This is a genomic window from Ochrobactrum sp. SFR4, from assembly GCF_019730395.1.
Lineage (GTDB): Bacteria > Pseudomonadota > Alphaproteobacteria > Rhizobiales > Rhizobiaceae > Pseudochrobactrum.
In genome coordinates this window covers 62,594-80,328 of sequence record NZ_JAAPBB010000004.1, presented here as the reverse complement: position 1 = coordinate 80,328, position 17,735 = coordinate 62,594, and the positions used below count along the sequence as shown (strand labels likewise).

At 50.6% G+C, this 17,735-nt stretch carries 19 protein-coding genes and 1 tRNA gene; 19 read left to right on the top strand and 1 reads right to left on the bottom strand.

Annotated features, from left to right (window positions below; translation table 11 throughout):
- The first annotated feature begins 6 nt into the window (after positions 1 to 6).
- The 3 genes from HBA93_RS06295 to HBA93_RS06285 all read left to right on the top strand — a co-directional run bounded on the left by HBA93_RS06295 (position 7) and on the right by HBA93_RS06285 (position 1,107).
- Positions 7 to 423 carry a hypothetical protein gene (locus HBA93_RS06295; protein WP_221722712.1) on the top strand — a complete coding sequence of 139 codons (417 nt, stop codon included), beginning with the start codon at positions 7 to 9 and terminating at the stop codon, positions 421 to 423.
- Positions 395 to 1,015, top strand: a complete 621-nt coding sequence (locus HBA93_RS06290; RefSeq protein ID WP_221722711.1) for a hypothetical protein — start codon at positions 395 to 397, stop codon at positions 1,013 to 1,015. Before HBA93_RS06295 ends, HBA93_RS06290 begins: the two co-directional genes overlap by 29 nt.
- 18 nt (positions 1,016 to 1,033) lie before the next feature.
- Positions 1,034 to 1,107 (top strand) — tRNA-Gln (locus HBA93_RS06285).
- Between the two features lie 4 nt (positions 1,108 to 1,111).
- Here HBA93_RS06285 and HBA93_RS06280 read toward each other — a convergent pair.
- A complete protein-coding gene (locus HBA93_RS06280; RefSeq protein WP_221722710.1) occupies positions 1,112 to 1,366 on the bottom strand; it encodes an XRE family transcriptional regulator in 255 nt (84 codons plus the stop codon).
- A gap of 304 nt (positions 1,367 to 1,670) precedes the next feature.
- Here HBA93_RS06280 and HBA93_RS06275 point away from each other — a divergent pair, with 304 nt between their 5' ends.
- The 16 genes from HBA93_RS06275 (at position 1,671) to HBA93_RS06200 (ending at position 17,644) form a co-directional block, all read left to right on the top strand.
- The gene (locus HBA93_RS06275) at positions 1,671 to 1,934 is read left to right on the top strand and encodes a hypothetical protein (RefSeq protein ID WP_221722709.1); all 264 of its coding nucleotides are present in this window, start codon (positions 1,671 to 1,673) and stop codon (positions 1,932 to 1,934) included.
- Between the two features lie 247 nt (positions 1,935 to 2,181).
- Complete coding sequence (locus HBA93_RS06270) at positions 2,182 to 2,655, top strand: terminase small subunit-like protein (protein WP_221722708.1); 474 nt, start codon at positions 2,182 to 2,184, stop codon at positions 2,653 to 2,655.
- Positions 2,636 to 4,030: a PBSX family phage terminase large subunit gene (locus HBA93_RS06265; protein ID WP_353619325.1), complete on the top strand. Its 1,395-nt coding sequence runs from the start codon at positions 2,636 to 2,638 to the stop codon at positions 4,028 to 4,030. The genes HBA93_RS06270 and HBA93_RS06265 overlap by 20 nt, the downstream gene beginning before the upstream one ends.
- Before the next feature lie 9 nt (positions 4,031 to 4,039).
- On the top strand, positions 4,040 to 6,319 hold the full coding sequence (locus HBA93_RS06260; protein ID WP_221722706.1) for a hypothetical protein: 2,280 nt from the start codon (positions 4,040 to 4,042) through the stop codon (positions 6,317 to 6,319).
- Entirely contained in the window at positions 6,316 to 6,567 is a 252-nt protein-coding gene (locus tag HBA93_RS06255; protein WP_221722705.1) for a hypothetical protein, read from the top strand. Before HBA93_RS06260 ends, HBA93_RS06255 begins: the two co-directional genes overlap by 4 nt.
- Before the next feature lie 4 nt (positions 6,568 to 6,571).
- On the top strand, positions 6,572 to 6,880 hold the full coding sequence (locus HBA93_RS06250; protein WP_221722704.1) for a hypothetical protein: 309 nt from the start codon (positions 6,572 to 6,574) through the stop codon (positions 6,878 to 6,880).
- Between the two features lie 23 nt (positions 6,881 to 6,903).
- Positions 6,904 to 8,097 (top strand): hypothetical protein, encoded by a 1,194-nt coding sequence (locus tag HBA93_RS06245; protein WP_221722703.1) that lies wholly within the window; start codon positions 6,904 to 6,906, stop codon positions 8,095 to 8,097.
- A gap of 14 nt (positions 8,098 to 8,111) precedes the next feature.
- The gene (locus HBA93_RS06240) at positions 8,112 to 9,134 is read left to right on the top strand and encodes a phage major capsid protein (protein ID WP_221722702.1); all 1,023 of its coding nucleotides are present in this window, start codon (positions 8,112 to 8,114) and stop codon (positions 9,132 to 9,134) included.
- 45 nt (positions 9,135 to 9,179) lie between these two features.
- Positions 9,180 to 9,470, top strand: a complete 291-nt coding sequence (locus HBA93_RS06235) for a hypothetical protein (protein ID WP_221722701.1) — start codon at positions 9,180 to 9,182, stop codon at positions 9,468 to 9,470.
- Between the two features lie 63 nt (positions 9,471 to 9,533).
- Positions 9,534 to 10,244, top strand: coding sequence for a hypothetical protein (locus HBA93_RS06230; protein WP_221722700.1), 711 nt, complete (start codon positions 9,534 to 9,536; stop codon positions 10,242 to 10,244).
- Positions 10,245 to 10,247: 3 nt separating this feature from the next.
- Positions 10,248 to 10,943: a phage adaptor protein gene (locus HBA93_RS06225; protein ID WP_221722699.1), complete on the top strand. Its 696-nt coding sequence runs from the start codon at positions 10,248 to 10,250 to the stop codon at positions 10,941 to 10,943.
- A gap of 38 nt (positions 10,944 to 10,981) precedes the next feature.
- Positions 10,982 to 12,619, top strand: a complete 1,638-nt coding sequence (locus tag HBA93_RS06220; RefSeq protein ID WP_221722698.1) for a hypothetical protein — start codon at positions 10,982 to 10,984, stop codon at positions 12,617 to 12,619.
- Positions 12,616 to 13,068 (top strand): GNAT family N-acetyltransferase, encoded by a 453-nt coding sequence (locus HBA93_RS06215; protein ID WP_286201782.1) that lies wholly within the window; start codon positions 12,616 to 12,618, stop codon positions 13,066 to 13,068. Before HBA93_RS06220 ends, HBA93_RS06215 begins: the two co-directional genes overlap by 4 nt.
- 117 nt (positions 13,069 to 13,185) lie before the next feature.
- Positions 13,186 to 14,055 (top strand): tail fiber domain-containing protein, encoded by an 870-nt coding sequence (locus tag HBA93_RS06210; RefSeq protein ID WP_286201781.1) that lies wholly within the window; start codon positions 13,186 to 13,188, stop codon positions 14,053 to 14,055.
- Positions 14,055 to 16,082 carry a phage tail tip lysozyme gene (locus tag HBA93_RS06205; RefSeq protein ID WP_286201780.1) on the top strand — a complete coding sequence of 676 codons (2,028 nt, stop codon included), beginning with the start codon at positions 14,055 to 14,057 and terminating at the stop codon, positions 16,080 to 16,082. The genes HBA93_RS06210 and HBA93_RS06205 overlap by 1 nt, the downstream gene beginning before the upstream one ends.
- Entirely contained in the window at positions 16,082 to 17,644 is a 1,563-nt protein-coding gene (locus tag HBA93_RS06200) for a hypothetical protein (protein ID WP_221722697.1), read from the top strand. Before HBA93_RS06205 ends, HBA93_RS06200 begins: the two co-directional genes overlap by 1 nt.
- Positions 17,645 to 17,735 lie beyond the last annotated feature (91 nt).

The following is a 17,735-nucleotide window of genomic DNA, read 5'->3' as shown; positions in this document are numbered from 1 at the left end:
TGGGGCATGGCGAAAGGAAAACTTGATACACTTCTGGATGGACTGGGCATTAAGCTGGTGCCGATTTATCGCCGCCGTGCAGCAGCGCAGAGCCATGCCAGAGGCACCATGCACGAAATCCGGAACAGCTATGGTGATGGTCACCTGATCTTTGTTTTACGCTGTATCCGGCAGACCAATAATAATCGAGACGAGCTATGGTCGGAAACCATCGGTGCAATCTCTGATGTGCTTATACAGCGCCCAGATTGGGCAGAACGTGCCGGTGACGCGCTTGATGCCTTTGATAGGGTTCCACTTGGTATTTTACGTGGTGAGGCTGTAGCGCGGCGGCCATGGCCAGTACGGCCGACATTGAGAACTTTAATTTACAAGCAATTGGAGGTCATACTTGATGAACCAGAAATCCGCCTTGACCTTTGATCAGCTTAACGAAAACGCAGCAACCATCATGGAGCTGTCTTTTGTGGTTCGAGCGCGGATCATTGAGGCCGCAGACACAATGCTGCATCTGAACGTGGGGAGAGTAAACCCAGCTGGTATGAAAACACTCTGGCCAACCTATCAGGATGAGACAATCGGAGGGCACTCAGCTGGATATGGCCGCAACGAAATTCGAGCCAGATATATACCCAGCAGTCATGCAATCAGCCGAGCCGAGGAGGTTCTTTATAGCTGGATGCCGGAATATGTGCAGGATGATGAGCGCCGATTGATCCTCTCGCAGTACGCAATGTGCATGGCTGCACCGAAAAAAGTAGGGTCTTTCCGTTCATTCTGTGAAAATACTGGTCGTGTTAGTCGGACTGCAGAGCGGCGTTTAGATGCTCAGATTATTGATATAACGGCAATCATCTGGAAAAAAGCTCAATCCTTACAATGCCCTGACTGGTCAAGAGTGTCGCCAATGCTACCCAAATCAGGTATCAAATTGGATAAGATGGCAACAGTCATGCACTGGATGAGTGACGGAGCTAAACCATGTAATCAGCCAGAGATGAGAGAGGCAGCTTAAAGGCTGCCTTTTTTGTTATCCGCCTTCGCCTAAAGGTAGGGCAGCGCACTTTGAATGCGCCGGTCGTGGTTCGATCCCATGAGGCGGAACCAGATATTACTTTTCAATCAGTTTGGCAGCTTCGATAATGAGATTTGCCAAGCCTTCAGTTAAAAGGGTGCCATCCTGCTTGGCAACAGCCAAACGTAATAAAGCCATTTGAGCCGCTGTTTCGTGTAAAGGTCGAAATGTAGATTTGCCTGCCTCAATGTCTTCATAAGTACGCAAAGGCACTTGCATATTGGTTGCCATTTCCTTCTGAGAAGCTTTGGCACGATGACGGTAATAAGCAATATTGTTTTGGGTTGTCATTGTTTTCACCGTATATTTGAGTTATGTTTCTTTTTGGAAACCGGAGAGGTTGCAGCCCCTCCGGCCTCCAGTTTAGCGGCTAATGGTGATTGTCACTCGCCATTTGCCGAACCGGACTTGGAAGCTGAGTTTAAAACTCATGGTAGGCTCCTTTGTCCTCCGAAGCACTATTGCTTCGGTGAATTCTTTATGCCACGGTTTTCGTGGTATTGCAATAGATAAACCACGATTTTCGTGAGTTTTTTGAACCCTGTCAGCAATGGCGGGGTTTTTTATTGTTCAGAAGCAAAGAAAGCAGAAGCAGATGTTCACTATCAAACATATTCACCGCCACGGGGAGACATTGTTCTCTGGTAAAGAGCCTCAGTATCATTCCACTATGTGCAGCTCTGAAGGCATGTCTGTGTCGTATGAAAATGAACATGGTGTCCGCATTTATATTACCGGCGGCACCGTTTATGTGATGAACGACGCAGGCCGAACAGTTGCAAATTATGAACTTGGCGGGAATGACCGCCCTGTTGACGAAGGCAGTCTTATTGGTGGTGGCTCCTTAAGCGGGGTGTAGCAATGACCTTTCTTGAATTTTCCTTTCAATCATTCTGGCACTTTAGCGGGATGCTCTGTCTCGTGTGGATGGCTCTCGCTGGCATTGCATGGGTTGCAGCCGCAGCAAGGGGTAAGTGATGGCTATTAAATACACCCGAAACAGTCGTGATATTGAGGTCGGCTTTTCAGGCTGGCATTCTTTATTGATGATCTGTGCTGTCTTCATTCTCGGCATTGCTTTTGGCTGGAGCCTATAAGGTGACCGCATGAGTATTCCATCGGAACGCGTTAAGCAGATAGCCGACAAGGCTGAGGCTAAAGCCGGTCAGAAGGTTGGAACAGGTCGGCCGAGCATATTCACACAAGAGATAGCCACATATATTTGCAATGAAGTGGCTTCCGGTCGGTCATTAAGGTCTGTCTGTGAAGATGTGAGCATGCCAGGACAAACAACAATTTTTCGTTGGCTGTCAGATAACAAGGACTTTCGGGAGCAGTACGCGCATGCACGTGAAGCTCAGATGGACGCGATGGCCGAAGAAATCATCGACATTGCAGATACTGAGAACGAGGAAGACGTACAGCGCGCTAAACTCCGCATCGATACACGCAAATGGCTCATGTCAAAGATGGCACCTAAGCGATACGGGGATAAGCAACAGATGCAGTTAACCGGCGCAGAAGGGGAGGATGGCACTCCTACCGCTATCCAAGTGACAATTGTCGATCCTAAACGTTGATGTATCCCGTGCGCTGGCACCATTGCTGCAGCCGTCGCGCTACAAAGCGGCCAGAGGTGGGCGCGGTGGTGCTAAGTCTCACTTTTATGCTGAGCGAATTATTCTAAGGTGCTTCGCAAAGAAAACCCGTGTTGCCTGTATCCGTGAGGTACAGGCTACTATGAAGGATTCAGTCAGAGAGCTGTTGATCCAGAAGATACAAAAATTCAGGCTGGGTAAACATTTTGAAGTTCTGGAGACTGAAATACGGGGGCCGCATGGCTCCCTAATCGTTTTCAAGGGCATGCAGTCCTATAATGCGGAAAACATCAAATCTCTTGAGGATTTTGATATTGCATGGGTAGAGGAGGCACAGACCTTCTCAGAGAAATCATTGCGCTTGCTTCGCCCAACGATCCGTAAGGAAGGTTCGGAGATTTGGTTCTCATGGAATACCCGTTATGAGACCGACGCGGTTGATAAGTTTTTCTTTGGTGGCAACCGGCCTGATAATGCGATTGTCGTGGAGGTTAACTGGTACGATAACCCGTGGCTCCCGCAGGTACTGCTTGAAGAAAAAGACCTTGATTATGCATCAGACCCTGAAATGGCCGAGCATGTTTGGGGTGGCGGTTATGAGCGTATCAGTGCTGGGGCATATTTTGCAAAACACATAGTGGCTTTGGAACGTGACGGGAGAGTGGGGTACTTCCCGCATATTCCGACACTTCCAGTCTTCACCTCATGGGATTTGGGCGTTGATGATTATACGTCGATCTGGTTTTTCCAGATCCGATACATCGATGAAGTGCCCCGTGTGAGGATTATTGATTTTTATGAATCGTCGGACATTGGCGCGGATGCGATTATTCCTTCCGCAATGCCTGAATATACCGGTGATTTGCAGTGCCGCATTGAGGCAATGCTGGAGCTGGATCGTGAAAAAGCGTTCCAATATCAGCAGCATTTCTTCCCCCACGATATTGGTAATCGTGAATGGGGTGCTGGTGCGAAATCACGTATCCAGATCGTCAACGGCCTTGGGATACCATTAAGGCAGATCAGACGAGGGGTTGCGCAAAACCCAGAGGAACGCATCAGTGCCGTTCGGGCTTTGCTGCCTATGTGTGAGTTTCACATGTCTAAACGGGTAATGCTCGGCCTTACGCACCTTCGCAGATACGCAAAGAAAGTGAATGAAAAACTCGGCATTTATCTTGGGCCGAACCACAATGAACACAGCCATGCTGCTGAAGCTTTTGGTGAGTTCGCGGCAAACTGTGGAATTAAGCCCCCAGAGCCAAAAGTAGAGAAGCCTAAGCAAATCGAACCAACTGCAACGCAGTGGCAAATTCCACCGGTAATAGACGCTCGGTCAGACCGGATTAGGATTTAAGGATTATCCATGATTGACGATTCCGAACTGCGCCCTGATGGGGTGGCAGACGATGAAGCATTGCCGGATGCAGAAGATGCAACTGCGTGGCTGCAAGTTATCGCCCAGGCGGAAAAGGTATTTGAGCCTTATCAGGATAAAGCCGATAAAATTGATGAGCTATATGGCGACCTTGAGAAACTTGGTAGCACCAAGCGTGACCGAGATTTTCAGTTGTTCTGGGCGAATATTCAGGTGCTTGCGCCGTCTATCTATGCACGTCCGCCGGTGCCGGTTGTTGTACCAAAGTTTTCGGATAATAAGCTGGTATTAGATACGGCTTCAGAAGTGCTTGAGCGCTGTACGGTCGTAACCTTTGACCTTTCGGCCATTAACGAGGTCATGCTCGAACTGCGCGATGATCTGGCCATTCTTGCGCGTGGTGCGCCGTGGGTGCGCTATGAAAGCAAGGATGGGAAAGAAAAGGTCTGTATTGAGCATAAAGACCGCAAGGACTTCCTGCACGAGCCTGCGCGCAAATGGTCAGATGTTGGTTGGGTAGCCGGTCGGGCGTGGCTAACCAAGGATGAGATGAAAGCCCGTTTTGCTGAAACAAGCGGTGATGCTTATCTGAATGCTGCATATGCCATTCACAAGGATGATAAAAAAAACGGAGCAAATGATGGCCTGAAAAAAGCTGGTGTATGGGAAATCTGGTCAAAGACTGAGAATAAGGTGATCTGGGTTACATCCGGCGTCGAGGTTGTGCTCGATGTTGATAAGCCGCATTTGAACCTTGAAGGCTTCTTTCCGTGTCCGAAACCTGCTTACGGCACACGTCGCCGCCGATCGCTTATTCCTATTCCTGATATGGTCTATTACAAAGATCAGCTTGAGGAAATTGCAGAGCTTACCCGCCGTATCCACGCGCTGTCAGAGGCCATTCAGGTGAAAGGTTTTTATCCTTCTGCCGGTGAGCAGGGCAATGCGGTTGAGACGGCGCTAAAGCTGAACGATGATCGCAAGATCATGGTGCCAATTTCAGATTGGGCGGCTTTTGGCGGTGGTGCTGGCGCACCTATCATTTGGCTGCCGGTTGATATGATCGTTCAGACGATTACCGCCCTTGTAGCGCTTCGCAAACAGATCATTGATGATGTTTATCAAATCATGGGTCTGTCTGACATTATGCGTGGCTCGACAGAGGCCAGCGAGACGGCCACAGCGCAGAATATCAAAGCACAGTATGGCTCGGTTCGCATCCGTGACAAGCAACAGGAGCTTGTTCGTGTTGCGCGTGATGTTGCACGAATTGCAGCTGAAATCATCGCTGAGAACTTTTCTCAAAAGACCATTGAGGAAATGTGCCAGATGGAGCTGCCGACTGATGCAGCGATGAAAGCCAAAATCAAAGGCGTTGAAGCAAACGCTAAAAAGCAGCTTGAGGCAAAATCTCAAGAGATTGCGCAACAGGCGCAAAGCAATCCTGAAATGCTCGAGCAGGCACAACAAAACCCTGAACAGGCTCAGGCGATGCTTGCTGAGGCTCAGCAGCAGATTATGCAACAGGCACAGCAGGAAATTGCAAAGCTTTCCGCGATAGTCACGATAGAGCAAGTAATGGCGGTTCTGCGTGATCAACGTATCCGGCCATTCACGCTTGATATTGAAACAGACAGCACTATTCAGCCAGACGAACAGGCCGAAAAAGAAGCGCGTAACGAGTTTATGGGCGTGTTTACTCAGAGCATTGCAGCTTTAGGCCAACTGGTCAGCACAGCACCGGAGGCCGCGCCTCTGGCTGGTGCTATGCTCAAGTTTGTATTGGCTCCGTATCGCGCAGGCCGTGAGCTTAATGGTCAGGTAGATACCTTTGTTGAGGCTTTGACATCCAAGGCCGGACAGCCGCAGCCTAATCCTCAAGCCGAGGCTGCAAAACAACAAGTCGAAATGGAACAAAAGCGCCTTGCCGGTGAGCTTGAACTGAAACGCGTAGAAATGCAGATGCGCGGACAGGAAGCCATGATGAAAGCGCAAGCTGACCAGCAAAGACTGCAGGGCGAGATGGCATTAAAAGGTCAGGAAGCTGAAAGCAAGCGCTCTGAAACAGAACAGCGCATGTTGCTTGCCAATCAACAGGCGCAACGAGACGCGCAAAAGCATGATCAGGACATGCAAAGAACAGCTTTGGAAATGGAGCGTATCCAGCTGGATATGACTGCCAGAACCAATGAAGCAGCCATTCGAGAGCAAGAGCGCATTAATGCCCTTAATCAACCAACAGTTTCAGCAGATGGAGCGGGTATATGAGCACATCCCTAAAAATGATTTACGCATTCAGTGCGTGCTTATTTGCGGCAATCGCATTGTGTTCAATTGTAGCCTATGGCGGGGAATGGGCGCGAAATACTGCAATTCTATCCAGCCTCTTTGCCTGTTTTAGCCAGTTCGTTGCGCAAGATACATCTTGGCGAGCTTATGCAGCCTCTATTATCGCAGCATATTTCTCATTTGGACTATTAGCACTGGCTTTCTATTGGCTGGCTATCGGTTTTTAAGCGCATGACATACCAATGGATTACACTTGAAAACGGTCAGAGTGTTTACCGCAAAGTGAAAGCCCCAACCGATAACGCCAGATCCGACCTTCCTGTGCCGATGGTTATCCGTGATGAAATGCCGGATACGGAGCATCCATGCACTGGCCAGTCATACAGCTCTAAATCCGCGTTCCGTGCCGTTACAAAGGCGCATGGATGCATTGAAGTCGGGAATGACAGCAGCCGGTTCAATACACCGGAAAAGCCAAAGGTAGATCGTAAAGAGATCAGGGCTTCGCTTGAAAAAGCAAAAGCGAAATTGAACGCTTAACAACCTCTCAGACAGGAAACATCATGGAAATTGAAAACGCTGCTCCGGCAGAACAATCCCCTGTTGCCGAAATTGGTAGCACGACCGACACATACAGCAATCCGCTTGGGCAGCAAGTGGCTGACAAACAGGCAGAAACACCATCAGAACAGCCTGAAGCAAAGGAACCTGCCAAATCCCCTCGGGAGGCAGTAGAGCGCGCACTTGCAAAGGTGAAAGAAGCTCCTGCCGATACCAAGCAAGAAGTTAAGCCGGAAAAGCCTGTCACCAAAGAGGGCGATCAAAACGAACCGGCAAAGAGTGAGGCAAAGCCTCAAGTACAGCAGCCTAAAGCGAACACAGCCGCCCCTGAAGCAACGAAGCCAGATGAACAGGCACAAACACCAGAGGCACAAAAGCCGACCAAATTCGAAGCCCCGCAGCGCTTCCATGAACAAGCAAGGCAGGAATGGGAAAGCACCCCTGAAAGTGTTCGCGCAGAGGTCAACCGCAGTCTGACCGAGCTGGAAAATGGCCTTAACAAGTACCGTGAAAGCCATGAAAAATATGAAACCATCCGCGAATATGATGAGATGGCGACGCAATACGGCACTTCTGTAAAAGATGCTCTGGCAAACTATACCGGCATTGAGCGCTTGCTGCACAGTGATCCGTTTACGGCTTTTGAGCAGATTATTGCGAATGTCGCATCACATAAGCAGTGGCGAAACCCAGACGGCACACCAGTCAGCTTCCGTGATGTTGCTGCCAGCTATCTGAATATGCCGGCTGATCGCACCGCATCGCGGCAAGATTCCGTTATTCGGCAGATGAATGACAAAATTACTGAACTGACCAATCGGTCAGCTGCTTTTGAGCAAACCATGCAAGACAACCGTCTGCGCGAAACTCATGAAATGATCCAGAGCTTCGCTAAAGATCACCCCCGTATTGAGGAATTGGCTGACGATATCGCCTTCCTCCTTGAAAGTAAGCGCGCAGCCACATTGCAGGATGCGTATGCGCTTGCTGACAGAATGAATCCCTCTCAAGCGCCTCTCACACAGGCCGCAGAGAATCCCACGGCTCAAACCCGTGACACATCAAGCCCAGCCAATCCGGCAGGGCTTAAATCCGTCTCCGGCGCACCTTCGGCAGGCTCAGACCCTCGCACAGCAGGAAAGCCTTCTTCATCCCCGCGTGAAGCGCTCCAGAAAGCGCTACGCAAAGTCCAATAACAGGAAAACCTATCATGGCACCGGTTACTAAGATTGACCATTACCGTCAGGTTCTTTCGATGGCCCTTGAGGATCGCTCGAAGGGTTATCAAGACCTTGTTTCCAACAGCAATGCTTTCTTTGCTGTACTTAAGAGCAAAGGCCTCTGGAAAACTTATTCCGGCCCTCGCATCCGCGAACGTCTTCTCATCGATAAGATGGATGGCCAATGGTACAGCGGCTTCGATATTCTGGCGAATAAGCCGATTGAGCTGTTCAATGACGCTTATTTCACCCCCAAAATGGCGGCTGTACCAATTACCCTCTCTAATGAGGAAATTCTGAATAACGAGGGCGAAAACCAGCTTCTCGACACAATGGAATCCTATCTGGAAGTGGCGGAAGGCTCCCTCACTGACATGATGGATGCCGCATTGCACGGTGATGGCTCTGCCAATGGCGGTAAAGCGGTCACCGGTCTGAATGCTGCAATTCCAATCCTGCCAGATCAGGGCGTTTACGGTGGCATTAATCGCGCAGAGGTGCCGAAATGGCGCACAAGTGCTTTTGATGCGCATACCGCATTCCCTGATATCGGTACTCAGGTGGATGAAAAGACTATCCGGCCACTGCTGAATCGTATCATGACGCAGCGTTCACGCGGTAAACGCCATGCTGATCTGCTGCTCATGTCGCCTGAGCATTATGAAGCCTACGATGCTGCAACGACCGCCATTCAGCGCATCACCAAAGAGGGCGGTCTTGCAAAGCTTGGCTTCTCGTCTCTGGAATATATCGGTGGCGGTAAACGCGCTGAAATCGTGCTGGACGGCGGTATTGGTTCCAATATGCCAGCCAATACCACGTACGGTCTCGACACCGACAGTATGCGCTTCCGTTACAATGAGAACCGCAACTTCGATAAGCTGTTCCCGGGCGATGGCCTTATGCCGATCAATCAGGATGCGATTGCACAGTACATCGGCTTTATGGGTGAGCTAACAAACAGCAACCCTTTGTTCTCGTGGCGCTTGTTCGACAGCAATACAGCAACTTAAGGGCGGTTTATCCGTCCTTTTTCTTTTTCAGGAAAGGTCAAGGCAATGTCTCATCGCATTACCCCAACGCTCGGCCCTGACGTCGAGCAGCATGCAGATAAATATTATTGGGATCTGAATTCATCTGGTGCACCAAGCTATCCGCTTGGCACAATGGTCAAAGGATCAGATGGCCACGATTACATTCACGTCAAAGCCGGAGCTGATCTGGCAAAAGATGCGGAAGTACAGATCAACGAAACCACCTTTGCGGCAACCGCAGGAGCTGGCGGCTTCAAAGTGCCGGTGGCTGTAAAATCTGGTGAGAGCTTTCACGCGAAACGCTCAACACTTTAAGCAAAAAGGGGCGGGTAACACCGCCCTTTTTCATTCCCGCTCTCTCAGACAGAAAGAAACACCATGTCGTTAAAAGAAACCGCAATTTTCAAAAGCATTGCGCAGCATGATCCGGCAGCATCCAAGAAGGAAGGCCGTCCGATGTATCGCGATATTGAAGTCTGCGAACTGCATTTTGCCGGTGATAAACAGCACAAGCCGGTATTCCCCGCTCATTCCTTTGCCGGTTGGACAGAAGATGAAAACGGCAACAGCGAACGCCAGACATACGCCATGAAATACAATGAGCAGTATCTGCGCTTCAAAGAAGGCCGCGCACAGATTGCCGATGGCACTCCGCTTTCAGAATTGCCGTTCCTGACTGAAGCCAAACGCATGGAGCTGAAAGCGCTCAAAATTTACACCGCTGAGCAGCTTGCCGGTCTTGATGGTCAGCCGCTTAAAAATCTCGGGCAGGGTGGCCGCGGCCTTAAAGATCAGGCGCAGGCTTTCATCGATAGCGCGCTCAAAGGTGCTGGCAGCGTTGCCCTGGCTTCTGAAAATGAGGCGTTGCGCCTGCGTATTGCAGAGCTTGAGGCTGATAAGAATGAAGCAAATGCTCCACCGGCTCCGCCTGCGGATAATGAAGATGAAGACCTGTTTGCTCTTATGTCAGACGAAGACTTGAAAGCCTTCATCAAAGACAAATCCGGTGAAGGTGTGCGCGGCACTCCAAAGCGTGAAACCTTGCTGGCAATGGCGCGTGAACTTGATGCCGGTCAGGCTGGAGAATAACAAATGGCTGTAAGTGACGCGCTACGCAGTGCTGCATCACGCATTATGGGCGTAAAACCCAGCGTGTTCTTTTCTTCAACCAATGTGCTGGAGAATGAACTGACCGAACTGGTTAATGATGTAGCGCAGGATATTGCGCGTTCGCACGATTGGCGCGTCCTTACAAAGCTCGCTGAAATGACAGGCACCGGCAGCGATGAAAGTTTTGCATTGCCGGCGGATTATAGCCGGATGCCAATCAAAGCCAGTTTACGGGTCGGTGATGGATTTGCAAATTGCTATGTACCAATCAATGATCTTGATGCATGGGCGAACCGGAATAGCCCTGTTGGGTATTCTGCTGGTGGCTGTTGGATAATGCTCGGCGGTCAGGTGCATATCGTGCCTATCGTGTCTTTGGGCGAAAAGGCACGTTTTTATTACATCAGCAATTACATTGTAAAAAGCGCCAATGGTGAAACACAGCGGCGCTTTCAAAAGGATGATGATACCTTTCTGCTTGATGAGGACTTGCTGACGCTGGGTCTGATCTGGCGTTATCGCCATCAAAAACGGCTGGACTATACAGATGATCAAGCACTGTTTGAAAAGCGCTTCAATGAAATAGCAGGCAAAGACAAAGGCTCTCATATCCTTGCTATTGGTCGCACAACAACCTCATTGGATGTTTCTCCGGCATATCCGCAGGTGCTCGGATGAAGTGGCCAAGATCAGCACGAAAGCCTCGCGCATCGACAATGAAACGCTGGCTCTCACCGGTTGGTGGTTGGGTGGCGAACAGGAATATAGCACAGCCTGCAGGCGAAGGATTGCCGCAAGCCGCCGCCGTTCTGGATAACTTCTTCCCAAGTGCGACAACTGTGATGTTGCGCCGTGGCAGTGAGCTTTACGCTACTCTGGGCACAGACAAAAAACCGGTTCGCGCACTGTTCAAATATGTGTCAGGCGGCAACCAGAAGCTTTTTGCAGCTACCGATAATGAAATTTGGAATATCACGGCTGTTCCGAATGCACGGAATTGGAGGCTCTCTACTGCTGAGGACGATGACCTTGAGACAGACACTGGCGCTCGTTTTGGTGAGTTCTCAACAGCTGGGCTGAATATACTCAACGGCAAGCAATCAGGTGAATGGTCTGTTATTCAGTTTGCAACCGCTGGGGGCATTTTCCTGCGTGGAGTGAATGGGGTTGATAAACCTTTTGTGTATGATGGAGAGGCGTTCACTGAAACGCCAGCGCTGGAGTTTGAGAGCACCGTAACAGATGTAAAGCCCGAAGATATGGTGACAACATGGGCTTATAAGAACCGGCTTTTCTTTGTGCAAAAAGACACGCTTGATGTCTGGTATTTGCCGGTCGATCAGGTTGGTGGAAAACTTACAAAATTCCCGCTTGGTGGTGTATTTCAAGAAGGTGGCTCAATCCTTTTCGGCGCAACATGGTCGCTTGATAGCGGGGCGCAGGGCGGCTTGTCTGAACAATGTGTGTTTATCACCACCGAAGGCGAAATCGCTGTCTATCAAGGTGCAAATCCATCTGATGCAGCCGACTGGTCAAAGGTTGGCGTCTACCGGATCGGTAAGCCTCTCGGGCGTAAAGCATGGATAAGGGCAGGCGGGGATATTATCATTGCCACGACAACAGGCTTTATACCGCTTTCTCAGGCAATTCAGAGAGACGTGGCAGCCTTATCACCTGCAGCGGTGTCCTATCCGATTGAGGACGCATGGAATGAAGCCACTTTATTGCGCGGGAATGAAGGCTGGCATTGCCAGATATGGCCAGACCGTCAGATGGTGCTGGTTGTCCCGCCGCATATGAGCGGTTCATCACCGGTTATGTTTGCTGCCAATGCGTTGACCGGTAAGTGGGGGCGCTTCACCGGCTGGACTTCGAACTGCATGGAGGTCTTTCAGGGACAGCTTTATTTCGGATCTCTGGAAGGTGAGATTATCAAGGCCAATGTTGGCGGCAGCGATAAAGGTAATACATATACCGGCGCGTATCTGCCGTTATTTGAGGATTTGGGCGCCCCCGCTTCTCTAAAAATCGGTGAGCTGGCACGGTTTACCATTCGGGCAGCTTCATTGCTGACACTGAGTGTCAATTTGCATCAGGAATACGATATCGAGCTACCAACCGCTCCAAATGCCACCAGTGTTGAATCAACCTCTGAATGGGGAACAGCTATTTGGGGGCAATCTGTATGGGGAGGAACGCGAGAAAGCTTCATGAATAACCGGTGGAATTCTGTCGGTGGTTCTGGCTATGCGCTTTCTGTTTCCTGTCAGGTCACAAGTGGCTCAATCGTTCCTCTGGACGCTGAAATCATCAGTTTGGATTTGACCTATCAAACAGCGGATATCGTCACTTGATTGAAACGCAGGTTTACGGCTGGCAGCCGGTGCCAGGGCGACACACGCAAATCGGTGAGTTCGTTTGCAAGCTGGTTTTTGATGATGCCCACGCCTTAGAAAAATATGCTGCTATGGGTTATTTCAAAGACGGTGAACTGATCGGCGGCAGCTTATTCCATAACTGGCATCCCGAGAGCGGTGTGATTGAGATAACAACCGCCGCTATTTCAAAGCGATGGCTGACACGCCGGACAGCCCAAACGATGCTGTCCTTCGCCTTTGATGGCCTGAAAAACCAGCTTGTCGTTCTGCGTGTTTCAGAGCGCAACGAAAATATGCTTCGCATCGCCCGAGCTTACGGGTTCTCAGAAAACTATGTCCCCCGTTTGCGCGGCAGGGATGAGGGCGAATTTATCTTCACTTTGACCGATGACGCATGGCGCTCCGGTCGCTTCTATAAGCCTTAACAGGCGGGCAGGTGTATTATCGGTAAAAAAGCCCCTAAAGCTCCCGATCCGGTACAGACTGCACAGGCGCAGGCCGGTGCAAACCGTGATACGGCGATTACGCAGCAGAATCTGAATATGGTCAATCAGGTCAATCCTTGGGGAACTGTTGATTACAAGCAGACCGGCACCAATCGCTTTCAGGATTCCTTCGGGAAATGGGTTGAGACACCAACCTATACACAGACAACGAACCTTTCTCCTGAGCAGCAGAAAATCTTTGAACAGTCTCAGGCTGCTGAGAGCAATCTGGCCGGTCTTGCGAATGAACAGTCTGCTAAACTCAAGGAATACCTCAATAAGCCGTTTGAGTTTAACAATCAGGATGCAGCCAATTGGGCTTATGATTTGGGTGCTCAGCGCCTTGATCCTCGCTTTGCGCAGGATGAGGACAAGCTGCGCACTACGCTTGCAAATAAAGGCATTCGTGAAGGCACTGCCGCTTGGGATACTGAAATGGCGCGTCTTGGTCAGTCCAAGAATGATGCATACAATAATCTGATGCTCACAGGTCGCGGTCAGGCATTCAGTGAGGCTCTGGCACAGCGCAACCAGCCTATTAACGAGATTACAGCACTCCTCTCTGGTTCGCAGGTATCTAATCCGGCGCAGATGTCGGGAGGCACTCCGCAGACAAGCGTTGGTGGTGTGGATTACACAGGTTTGGTCAATCAGAAATATCAATCAGAAATGCAGCAGCACCAATCCAAAATGGGCGGACTGTTTGGCTTGGGCGGGGCTTTAATCAGTGCTTTGCCATTCTCAGACATGCGATTGAAGACTGATATTAAACGGGTGGGCGCAACGGATGGCGGCACCCCAATTTATACGTTCAAGTATATCGGCAGTGATGTGGTGTATATGGGGGTTATGGCTCAGGAAGTGCCTGATGCTGCCGTGATGCATGAAAGCGGCTACCTGATGGTTGACTACGGAAAGGTTCACTAATGGCTTTGCAGGATTATTTCGTGTGGGGTTCTGGTGGGCAGAAGAAAACACCAGATCAGATCGCCCGTGAGCGCAAGATTGCCGAGGCTATGATTGCTTCCGGCGTTGATACATCGCCAGTTGGTCATTGGACACAAGGCGCTGCTCGTATGGCGAACGCTCTTGTCGGTAACATCAAACAAGGTCGCGCTGACGCCGCTGAACAGGCAGGTGTCGAGGGCGCAACCAATAAGTTTAACTCACTTGATCTGGCAAAAATCCTGTCAGGCGGACAAGCGGCTTATCCTTCCAGTGTGGCAGCTGGTTCTTCTCCAACAAGCGCGGCGGCCACCAATACACCGGTGAGCATCCCTAAAGCCCCTGAAATTCGTCAAGGTCTTGTTGATCGCGGATTGCCGGAGCATGTTGCCGATGCGTTTGTGCTGAATTTTCAGGATGAGAGCGGTCTCAATCCGGCAATTAATGAACGTAATCCTGTTGTTGCTGGTTCCCGTGGCGGATACGGGCTTTACCAGCTTACAGGGCCTCGTCGACGTGAATATGAGGCGTTTGCCGCACAACGCGGGGTTGCGCCATCTGATACGAACGCCCAGCTAGATTTTCTAATGCAGGAAGGGCGCACGACTGAAAAGGCGGCTTTTGATAAAATTCTCGCCTCCCCAGACACAGGGAGCGCAGCGCAGGCAATCGTCAATAATTTCCTACGCCCAGCTGAAGAACACAGGGCGGCTCGTGCAGCGCGATATGGGCAGGTGGCGAACACGGCTCCAAGTACAGCCGCAGATGCGATTAATATGATCGCGCCACCAGAGTCGCAGGGAATTTCGCAAGACCAGTTTAATTCCCGCTTTAACGGTGCGCCGGAAGCCCAGCCAGTACAGCCGCAGGCAATGCAACAGCCCGATCCAATGCCGACTGGCGCATTGCCGCAAGCGCCGCAGTCGCAGTTTTCCGATAGCGCTATCCAGCAGCATGACGCGATGTTTGGCGGCGCTTTGGCTCCGGCAGGAACAGCACTGCAACAGGCTCCAGCAGGACAAGGTTATTTCCCTGATGCACCGGCGATGGGCAGTTATGCTGCAATGGCACCGCAACAGGGTGGCAATCAACTACAAGCGCTTATGGCAGCCGCTTCTGATCCATTCCTGAACGATAGTCAGCAGGGCATGATCAATATGGCGCTGCAACAGCAGTTGCAAAATTCTGATCCTATGCGCCAGATGCAAATGCAGAAGTTGCAACGTGATCTGAATATGCCCGCCAAAAGAAATACAACCAACATCAACGGTAATCTCGTTGATGCAGATACTGGTCAGGTGATTGCTAATTTCCCAGAACAGACTAAGCCAACAAGCGACATTCAGAACTATGAATACGCGCGTCAGAACGGCTTCGTCGGTACTTTTGATCAGTATCAACAGATGGTTAAAAAGGCAGGGGCCAGCAGTACCAATGTTTCAGTTGGTGAAGGTGATAAATTCTATGAAGCGCTCGACAAAAAGAACGCTGAAACGTTTTCATCGCTTTCTGATACAGGCGTTCAGGCGCGTTCAAAACTTGCTCAGATTGATCGCTTGCGTGGCTTAATGGCTGCGTCTCCAACTGGTGCAGCAGCAGCCCTTAAATTGGCAGCTGGTGAGTACGGCATCAAAACTGATGATCTAGATGATCTGCAAGCGTCACAGGCATTAATCAATGAGCTTGTTCCGCAACAGCGCCAACCCGGATCAGGCCCTATGTCTGATGCTGATCTTGCGCTTTTCAAACAATCATTGCCGCGCATCATCAACACCCCTGATGGTAACAATCTCATCCTCGATACCATGACCGGCATTACTCAGTATCAGATACAAATGGGCGACATCGCAGACCGAGTTGCTAATCGTGAGATTACGGCGGCGCAGGGTCGAGAGCTTATTAAGAGCCTGAAAAACCCGCTCGAAGGGTTCAGGAAATCGTCAAAAGACATTGGCGCGCAAAGTGGCAACCGCACCTCATCAGGTGTTCAATGGAGCATTGAACCATAATGGCGACACTTAATATCAATGGTCAGCGCGTCAAAGTTGACGATAGTTTTTTGCAATTATCACCAGAGCAGCAAGAAGCTACGGTCAACGAAATTGCTGGCTCTCTCGGCGGGACGCAGACCAAAGTAGCGCCGACTTCATCGGACAGCTGGTCTGCCGCCGCTGAGGCAGATAAGATCGAGGGATGGCGTGGCACGGGTGCATTTTCTGATGCAACGGATAGCATTCTCACTGGCATCCCATTTGGGGATGAAATCGTGTCTGGCGCAATGGCTCCGTTTAAGGCAGGCATTAGCGCGCTTAAAGGCGATGGGTTTGATATTGGTCGTGAGTACAACCGCTCTATGGAGCTGGAAGCTGAACTTCAAAGGCGACGCAATGAGCGCTCACCAATTGCTTCGACAGTTGGAGGTGTTGCTGGCGGCCTTGGTGTTGGCGGCGTTGCTGCTAAAGGTGGCTTAACCCTACTCAATGGTGCAAAGCCGACCCTTGCTTCTCTGGGTGGTCGTGGCGCTGCTGAGGGTGCTATTTGGGGCGGGCTATACGGGGCGGGTGAGGGGCAGGGTTTAAATGACCGCATCTGGAATGCGGCAACTGGCGCTGGCTTCGGCGGCGCTTTGGGTGGACTTACAGGTGCGATCGCTCGTATCGGCGCAAAAGGTATAAATCAATCAGCATTGCCGACTGCGGATGATCTAAAGAGCGCAGCCGCAGCGGCATATCAGCGAGCAGATGACGCAGGCGTCGTTTACTCCAAACAGGGAATTGAGCGTATACGCGATGCCCTTGTGAAGGATTTCGCAGACTTTGGTTATCATCCCGAGTTACAGTCAGGTGCTAAGGTAGCGTTGAATGAGGTTAATCGTCTTGTGGGTAGCGATGTAACCCTCAAGGGATTGGATACAGCGCGTAAGATTGCTGGTAATGCATATCAGGTAGGTAATAAGTCCAATAATGCGCTCACTGCCAAAATTGCTGATGCACTCGACGGACTTGCAATGAACCCGCAGTCGGGTGAGGTTCTTACAGGAAATAGTGCTGTGGCATCTGAGGCTTTGAAGGAAGCAAGAGGGCTTTACGGGCAGGCGCGAAAACTGGAAACAGTAAATAATCTTATGGAGCGGGCAGGCCTGCGCGCAGCCCCAACCGGATCGGGCGGAAATATTGAGAATGCTACCCGCCAAGAACTTCGGAAAATACTTAACACCGACAAACTAAAGCGCGGCTTTAATCCGCAAGAGTTAGAAGCGGTTAAGAAGGCTGTGATTGGCACTAAAGGGCAGGGCTTACTGAGATTGGCAGGAAAGCTATCTCCTGAAGGGAACGGCCTCACTCTTTTGCTGCATCTCCTTGGGGGAAGCGCAACAGGCGGCGCGACTTTGCCTCTTGCTGGTGTCGGTATGATCGCAAAGCGTGGAGCCGAAGCATTATCTGGAAGTAATGCCAGATTGGCAGAGGCGGTTATTGCCTCTGGCGGAAAGCTTCCAATGGCGCAACTCTCCGCAGGAAGAAAAGCTATTGCTGATGCGTTGGTGCGCTCAGGCGTTGTTGCTGCTCACTAGAACAAAAATTTAATCCTGAGCATAAAATCTCACCAATCCAGCTTCGAATTGGTGAGGCGAGAAGAACAACGCAAAAAATTACAACTGCCAT

What these genes read in the sequence shown, in the direction of transcription:
- HBA93_RS06290 (WP_221722711.1), top strand. Translation starts at nt 395, where the DNA reads ATGAACCAGAAATCCGCCTTGACCTTTGATCAGCTTAACGAAAACGCA.
- HBA93_RS06235 (WP_221722701.1), top strand. Translation starts at nt 9,180, where the DNA reads ATGTCTCATCGCATTACCCCAACGCTCGGCCCTGACGTCGAGCAGCAT.
- HBA93_RS06240 (WP_221722702.1), top strand. Translation starts at nt 8,112, where the DNA reads ATGGCACCGGTTACTAAGATTGACCATTACCGTCAGGTTCTTTCGATG.
- HBA93_RS06205 (WP_286201780.1), top strand. Translation starts at nt 14,055, where the DNA reads ATGGCTTTGCAGGATTATTTCGTGTGGGGTTCTGGTGGGCAGAAGAAA.
- HBA93_RS06230 (WP_221722700.1), top strand. Translation starts at nt 9,534, where the DNA reads ATGTCGTTAAAAGAAACCGCAATTTTCAAAAGCATTGCGCAGCATGAT.
- HBA93_RS06255 (WP_221722705.1), top strand. Translation starts at nt 6,316, where the DNA reads ATGAGCACATCCCTAAAAATGATTTACGCATTCAGTGCGTGCTTATTT.
- HBA93_RS06200 (WP_221722697.1), top strand. Translation starts at nt 16,082, where the DNA reads ATGGCGACACTTAATATCAATGGTCAGCGCGTCAAAGTTGACGATAGT.
- HBA93_RS06275 (WP_221722709.1), top strand. Translation starts at nt 1,671, where the DNA reads ATGTTCACTATCAAACATATTCACCGCCACGGGGAGACATTGTTCTCT.
- HBA93_RS06280 (WP_221722710.1), bottom strand. Translation starts at nt 1,366, where the DNA reads ATGACAACCCAAAACAATATTGCTTATTACCGTCATCGTGCCAAAGCT.
- HBA93_RS06210 (WP_286201781.1), top strand. Translation starts at nt 13,186, where the DNA reads ATGGTCAATCAGGTCAATCCTTGGGGAACTGTTGATTACAAGCAGACC.
- HBA93_RS06260 (WP_221722706.1), top strand. Translation starts at nt 4,040, where the DNA reads ATGATTGACGATTCCGAACTGCGCCCTGATGGGGTGGCAGACGATGAA.
- HBA93_RS06270 (WP_221722708.1), top strand. Translation starts at nt 2,182, where the DNA reads ATGAGTATTCCATCGGAACGCGTTAAGCAGATAGCCGACAAGGCTGAG.
- HBA93_RS06295 (WP_221722712.1), top strand. Translation starts at nt 7, where the DNA reads ATGGCGAAAGGAAAACTTGATACACTTCTGGATGGACTGGGCATTAAG.
- HBA93_RS06220 (WP_221722698.1), top strand. Translation starts at nt 10,982, where the DNA reads ATGAAACGCTGGCTCTCACCGGTTGGTGGTTGGGTGGCGAACAGGAAT.
- HBA93_RS06245 (WP_221722703.1), top strand. Translation starts at nt 6,904, where the DNA reads ATGGAAATTGAAAACGCTGCTCCGGCAGAACAATCCCCTGTTGCCGAA.
- HBA93_RS06225 (WP_221722699.1), top strand. Translation starts at nt 10,248, where the DNA reads ATGGCTGTAAGTGACGCGCTACGCAGTGCTGCATCACGCATTATGGGC.
- HBA93_RS06250 (WP_221722704.1), top strand. Translation starts at nt 6,572, where the DNA reads ATGACATACCAATGGATTACACTTGAAAACGGTCAGAGTGTTTACCGC.